Origin of the sequence: Clostridium sp. Cult1 (genome assembly GCF_021655095.1) — a bacterium.
GTDB lineage: Bacteria > Bacillota > Clostridia > Tissierellales > Tepidimicrobiaceae > Schnuerera.
This window is the reverse complement of record NZ_PPXW01000001.1, coordinates 2,111,887-2,115,691: the sequence shown is the minus strand read 5'-3', so window position 1 is coordinate 2,115,691 and position 3,805 is coordinate 2,111,887. Positions and strand designations below refer to the sequence as shown.

Sequence of the window (3,805 nt, the reverse complement as noted above, 5' to 3'; positions counted from 1 at the left end):
CGTCCTGAGCCAGGATCAAACTCTCATTAAAAAGTTTGCCTGTTTAATTATTTCTTACTCAAAGTACTTCACACTGTTTAGTTGTCTAGGTTCATTTGTGATGCTATATTAGCATAGCATATTCTGTGTTTCTTGTCAATATTTTTTACAAAGTTTTACGTCTAAATCTTTAACTTTGTTTTTGTCGGTTTTTCTGACGACATTTAATAACTTAACATATTTTTAAAAGGTATTCAATCCTTAAAATTCGTCATTTTGTTTTGTTTTTTTGTTATGTTGTCTATTAACGAATAATACCTCTTCTTTTCTCTATTTATCTTTTATTTTAAATTATTTTTCAGTTCATCTAATTGGCTCTTTACATTCCTATCATTAGGATTTAAATTATAAGCCATTTCAACATCCTCCATAGCCTTATCAATAATTCCTAACCTTAAATATGCTAAACCCCTATTGAATATAATCCTATAATCTGTATCATTTTGTTCTATACCTTGGTTAAATATATTAATAGCTTCCATTATATTACCCAAACCAAATAAGCATATTCCTAATTCATTATAGATATTTACATCTACTCCTCCTAAATCTAAAGCCTTGTAGAAAAAATTTATAGCTTCTTCATATTCTCCTATACCCTTATAAGCCAGTCCTATTAGATAAAATATATTCCACCATTCTTCATATTTATAAGATAAAGGCATTAATTTATCTATGGCTTTCTCGTATTGACCATTCGTTAGATAATTTACACCTTCTTCAAATTTTGCATCATCTTCTATTAGTTCTAGTTCTTCTCTTATCTCCTGCAATCTTTCATGATCCTTATCTAGTTTCATGTATTTTTCCCATATTAATTTAGCTTTTTGGAATTGCTCATAGTATTTATAATGGTAACCTAGTTTATAATAGGCTAGGGCATATTCATCATCTATATCCAATATAGTTTCCAATAGATTGGTAGATTCTATTAAAAATCCTTCGCCCTTTTCTTTTTGGTTTGAATTAATGAAATCCTTAGCCATATTTTCTAATGATAGAGCATAGTTAAATAATCCATCTATATTTTCTGGATTCAAACCCGTTAAGGCTCTAAAATATATACTGCTGTCTTCTAGATTACCTCCTTTTATAAATTTAAATGCCTTGAATAGAATATAATCTTCTATCTTCAAATTATAATTATATAGTATTTTTTTATATTCATCTTTATATTTAAAATCCTTATCAATACCAAGTATATATATGACTCCGTCTATTAAATGGGACACTTTTAATTCTTCTTCTATATTTCCATCTTTTATTTCTTCTATTAATATATTGGTTTCTATGGGAAGGGGAATATGATCTTTAATAATATAATTACCCACATTAATAGTTGTTCCCTTTCTAAGCTGTACAAAAGTAACTTTATCAGTTTTTTTCAAAAAATAATCATCAACAATCTTCATATTATCACCTTTTAATCATAGAATTTGTTCATATACATTCTTTTTCTTGGTGTACTAGTGCTCAACAGTTTAAATAGGTGGCCTCTATATATCATTATAAAGGAGAACATCCCTTGGCCTAGTATATAAAAGCCGACGCCTTTTAAGCTAAAATCAAAATTAAAACCTAAATGGGTAGTAAATATATTCAATATCCATCTGTTGGTCACTAGATATAGAACTAAATTTAATAACACATTCGGTATTAACCAATTAATCCAATTGTCCTTCATGAATTCAAAAGCATATTTTATGCTTTCACCTGAGGATAAATATTTCTGATAAAGGGTTTCAGGTAATGGATTAAGACCAATTATTATAATTACGCTTACTATTCTACTTAATAGTTCTGCATTACTCCCTAGTATGTCCATTATAGACGATAGAATAAAGTTACCTATCCAAGCTATGAAAAAAATTCCATATACTTTCCATAAAAAGAATTTAAATCCCTCTTTAAAATTATCCCAGATGATCCTATCATAGTTTATTATATTGAATAATAGGTATAAATAATTGGAAATAAGACTACTACTTACAATGGCTATAATAAGACCAGCCAATATAGAAAGTATTCCAGAAAATAAAGTGTTAATTAAAATGACCATAGCTATGTTTAATAATACATAAACTATACCCGTAAATATAATAATCCAATTCTTGCTAAAGCTTTTTATACTTTTTTTTAGGGTGCTTTTATTCACTAAAATCACGTCTTTAAAAAAGTTCAAACAAATCACTCCTCTTGAATAAAATCAGTTATATCATAAGTTTTACATCTACTTATGCTACCATCTTTATAATCAAATAGTATATATCTATCTCTATTCATATTGTTATCCAATAAATAGCCTTTCTTTATCAACCTTTTAAGATCTATTTTAAAGTTTTCAATATGAATTTTGTTAATTATCCCTTTAGTAGGCTGATTTTTATATTGGATAAGGTAGCTATTTAACAACCTTTCGTCCCTTAATATAGTATGTTTATTTCTCTGAATGAACTTTACCTTATCTCTCTTTATGAATCTAGGAATATTAGGATTATTGTTATTAGATATATAATCATACTTGATCAATTCCTGAAATACTGCTAAATTACCTAAGCCTTTGTTCTTATAGAAATTAAATAGTATCTCATACAATCTATTTCTACTATGAGATATGGTATGGTATTTTTTCCCTTGCCAGTAGTCTGAAAGATCTTCGAAAAAATCAAAGGGAGTATCATATTCGTTATTTATTAAATACTCAACTGAATGTTTAAAATAGCCCTCATTGTAATATTTTTCTACTAGATCTTCTATTCCTTTCAACTTCAACATATCTCCATAGGAAATATATTCTGTTTCCAATACCTCATAAGGTGGTTTGTCTAAAAACTTAAAATTATATTTATCCTTGTTTTTTCTCAATCCTGAACCTTTTAACAGCTTTAGAAAGCCTAATTGTATTTTCTCCGGCCTTATTTCATATACACTATTAAAGGATTTCTTAAAACTTTCATAGTCTTCATAAGGCAGACCAGCAATCAAATCTAAATGTTGGTGGATATTGTTATTACTTTTAATTTCTTTACACACTTTTTTTAATTTATCAAAATCCGTGGTCCTTCCTACAGCTGCAATGGTTTTTGAATTTGTTGATTGAACTCCTATTTCAAATTGAAAAAGTCCTTCTTTAGCCTTTTTTATAAAATCAAGCATATCTCTATCTAATAAATGGGCTGTAACCTCAAAATGGAAGTTTATATCTTTTGGATCCTTTTCCATAATGAAATCCATAATCTCCATAGCATACTTTTTATTGGCATTAAAGGTCCTATCTACGAATTTAACCTGCTTAACTTGGGCTTCTATAAGTCTATCCAAATCTTCTTTTACCCGTTCTAGACCAAAGTATCTAACTCCTTTAATAGTCGAAGATAAGCAGAACTGGCAATTAAAAGGACATCCTCTAGAGCTTTCAAAGTAGACAATTTTATGTTTAAAACTATCTTCTATATCTCTATAAGGAGAAGGTATAGAATCTAATTTCTCTACTAAGGCTCTGGGGGGATTTTTTATTACCTGGTCCTCTTGTCTATAGATTATTCCATCTACTCCCCTATAATCATCTTTTCCATTTAGAAGAATTTTTAACAGTTCTTTGAAAGTTATTTCTCCTTCTCCGTAGATTATAAAATCTATAAACCAATATTTTTTTAATATACCCTCTCCATCAAAGGAGACTTCTGGCCCTCCTAGGATGATCTTCAGTTTTGGTTTTATAATCTTTAGTACTTCGCATATTTGAAAAGTTTCCTCTCTATTCCAA

Annotated in this window: 3 protein-coding genes; all 3 read right to left on the bottom strand. The window is 28.4% G+C overall.

The window, feature by feature from the left end; translation table 11 throughout:
* Nucleotides 1-320: 320 nt before the first annotated feature.
* A complete protein-coding gene (locus C3E89_RS10565) occupies nt 321-1,451 on the bottom strand; it encodes a tetratricopeptide repeat protein (protein WP_236912844.1) in 1,131 nt (376 codons plus the stop codon).
* An 11-nt stretch (nt 1,452-1,462) separates the two neighbouring features.
* Nucleotides 1,463-2,221 carry a hypothetical protein gene (locus C3E89_RS10560; RefSeq protein ID WP_236912842.1) on the bottom strand — a complete coding sequence of 253 codons (759 nt, stop codon included), beginning with the start codon at nt 2,219-2,221 and terminating at the stop codon, nt 1,463-1,465.
* 5 nt (nt 2,222-2,226) lie between these two features.
* On the bottom strand, nt 2,227-3,805 hold a 1,579-nt coding region (locus C3E89_RS10555; protein WP_236912840.1), incomplete at its 5' end, for a B12-binding domain-containing radical SAM protein.